Here is a 2,813-nt window from a genome sequence, read left to right as displayed (position 1 = left end):
AAGACGCGCAGTGGCATCTTGTGGTCGCGGCACAGACAGATTGCCGTCAGGTCCATCACACCCAGCTTGCGATCCAGCACTTCATCGTAGGTCAGATGATCGAACTTCTCGGCATGCGGGTCCTTGAATGGATCTGCAGTGTATACACCATCGACCTTGGTTGCCTTCAATACCACATCGGCATCGATTTCGATGGCGCGCAGGCAAGCGGCAGAGTCGGTGGTGAAGAACGGGTTGCCAGTACCGGCAGCGAAGATTACGACTTCCTTGGCGTTGAGGTGGCGCATGGCCTTGCGGCGATCATAATGATCGGTCACGCCAACCATGGAGATCGCCGACATGACGATGGCGGTGATGTTTGCCCGCTCCAGCGCGTCGCGCATGGCCAGGCCATTCATCACGGTGGCCAGCATGCCCATGTGGTCGCCGGTAACGCGGTCCATGCCGGCTGCACTGAGCGCCGCACCACGGAACAGGTTGCCACCACCGATCACCAGGCCTACCTGGACACCGATGCCGACCAGCTGGCCGACTTCCAGCGCCATGCGATCCAGGACCTTGGGGTCGATCCCGAACTCTTCCGAGCCCATCAGGGCCTCGCCGCTAAGTTTGAGTAGAATGCGTTTATAGCGAGCCTGATGACCACTGCCCTGCTGAGCCATTGCGAATCTCTCCTGCGGCGTTTGTAAAATTCTGGCGGGCTTCTTGAGCCTGCGTATAACTCTAATGTGACGCAGCGACTGCGTCAGCGAGCAACGGCCTTGTAAACCGCTCCCGCTTTGACAAAGAGGCTGCGCGCGTGAGCGGGCAGCCTCTTTGTGGCGACAGACGGGGCTGTCTTACTGCTTGGCAGCAGCCAGCTGGGCGGCAACTTCTTCAGCGAAGTTGTCGACCGGCTTCTCGATGCCTTCGCCTACTTTGAAGTAGGTGAACGAAACGATTTCAGCACCGGCTTTCTTGGCCAGCTCGCCGACCTTGACTTCCGGGTTCATGACGAAAGCTTGCTCTTTCAGCGAGGCTTCGGCCTTGAACTTGGTGATACGACCGTTGATCATGTTCTCAACGATGTTTTCCGGCTTGCCGGCGATCTTGTCAGCGTTCAGCTGCAGGAAGACGGCCTTCTCGCGCTCGATGGCTTCGGCGGAGATTTCCGACGAATCCAGGAACTCCGGGTTCGAAGCGGCAACGTGCATGGCGATGTTCTTGGCCAGTTCGACGTCGCCGCCTTTCAGGACAACGACAGCACCGATCTTGTTGCCGTGCAGGTAGGCACCGACAACGTCACCCTCAACGCGCACCAGGCGACGGATGTTGACGTTCTCGCCTACCTTGGCAACCAGGGCTTCACGAGCAGCTTCACGCGAAGCGATCAGCGGAGCGGCGTCGGTCAGCTTCTGGGCGAAGGCTTCTTCGAGGCTTTCGGCGACGAAGGTCTTGAAGTCGTCTTGCAGGGCCAGGAAGTCGGTCTGCGAGTTCACTTCCAGCAGGACGGCGGATTTACCGTCGGTCTTGACGGCGATAGCGCCTTCAGCAGCGACGTTGCCAGCCTTTTTGGCGGCCTTGATGGCGCCCGAGGCACGCATGTCGTCAATGGCTTTTTCGATGTCGCCGCCAGCCTTTTCCAGGGCTTTCTTGCAATCCATCATGCCTTCGCCGGTACGCTCGCGCAGTTCTTTGACCAGCGCTGCAGTAATTGCTGCCATTTCAAAATCCTCTTGGAAAGTTTTTCAACCATTCCACCCGTTGCTCACGGGCGTTCAATTCTGCAAATCCGCTGTTTTTGACTCAGCGGGCCCATGATGCGGGGCCGATGCTGACAGCAGGATTTCAAGGTGGCAAAAAGGGGGCAGAGCCCCCTTTTTGCGTGCCAAGTCGACGCTAGCGTCTAATTACTCGGCAGCAGGTGCAGCCGCTTCTTCAGCGTAGACTTCGGTGCCGCCAGCAACGTGGTTGCGGCCGCGGATGATGGCGTCAGCCATCGAAGTCATGTACAGCTCGATAGCGCGAATGGCGTCATCGTTACCTGGGATGATGTAGTCAACACCTTCCGGGCTGCTGTTGGTATCGACAACGCCGATAACCGGGATACCCAGCTTGTTGGCTTCGGTGATCGCGATGCGCTCGTGATCAACGTCGATAACGAACAGGGCATCAGGCAGACCGCCCATGTCCTTGATACCACCCAGGCTGCGGTCCAGTTTTTCCAGATCGCGCGAACGCATCAGGGCTTCTTTCTTGGTCAGCTTGGCAAAGGTGCCATCTTCGGCCTGGGTTTCCAGGTCGCGCAGACGCTTGATCGAAGCACGAATGGTCTTGTAGTTGGTCAGCATGCCGCCCAACCAGCGGTGGTCAACGTATGGCGAACCGGCGCGAGCAGCTTGCTCGGCCACGATCTTGCCGGCGGAACGCTTGGTACCGACGAACATGATCTTGTTCTTGCCCTGAGCCAGACGCTCTACGAACGCCAGGGCGTCGTTGAACATTGGCAGGGTTTTTTCCAGGTTGATGATGTGAATCTTGTTACGCGCGCCGAAAATGTACTTGCCCATTTTCGGGTTCCAGTAACGGGTCTGGTGGCCGAAGTGCACACCGGCCTTCAGCATATCGCGCATATTGACTTGGGACATGATAGTTCCTTGGTAAGTCGGGTTGGGCCTCCACGCATCCCAATGACCAACCCGCGATTCCGAAGAGATCGGGGCACCCAGGTCATCGTGTCGACACGTGTGTGGGTTTGAAGCTCACGGGGTCATCCCCGAAAGCGGCGCATTTTATACCACAGACCGCGAGCGAACGGAACCCGAATACTGTTG

General features: G+C 57.9%; 3 protein-coding genes. All 3 read right to left on the bottom strand.

What is annotated here, in order from left to right:
• The coding region (pyrH, locus tag HP547_RS28200; RefSeq protein WP_172288759.1) for a UMP kinase at positions 1–662 on the bottom strand (662 nt) is incomplete at its 3' end.
• Between the two features lie 177 nt (positions 663–839).
• Positions 840–1,703: a translation elongation factor Ts gene (tsf, locus tag HP547_RS28195; RefSeq protein ID WP_172231884.1), complete on the bottom strand. Its 864-nt coding sequence runs from the start codon at positions 1,701–1,703 to the stop codon at positions 840–842.
• A gap of 186 nt (positions 1,704–1,889) precedes the next feature.
• Complete coding sequence (rpsB, locus tag HP547_RS28190) at positions 1,890–2,627, bottom strand: 30S ribosomal protein S2 (RefSeq protein WP_172231881.1); 738 nt, start codon at positions 2,625–2,627, stop codon at positions 1,890–1,892.
• Positions 2,628–2,813: the final 186 nt, after the last annotated feature.

The organism is Pseudomonas sp. CM27, from assembly GCF_013179515.1.
Taxonomy (GTDB): domain Bacteria; phylum Pseudomonadota; class Gammaproteobacteria; order Pseudomonadales; family Pseudomonadaceae; genus Aquipseudomonas.
This window is presented reverse-complemented; position numbering and strand designations above follow the sequence as displayed.

What these genes read in the sequence shown, in the direction of transcription:
- rpsB (WP_172231881.1), bottom strand. Translation starts at nt 2,627, where the DNA reads ATGTCCCAAGTCAATATGCGCGATATGCTGAAGGCCGGTGTGCACTTC.
- tsf (WP_172231884.1), bottom strand. Translation starts at nt 1,703, where the DNA reads ATGGCAGCAATTACTGCAGCGCTGGTCAAAGAACTGCGCGAGCGTACC.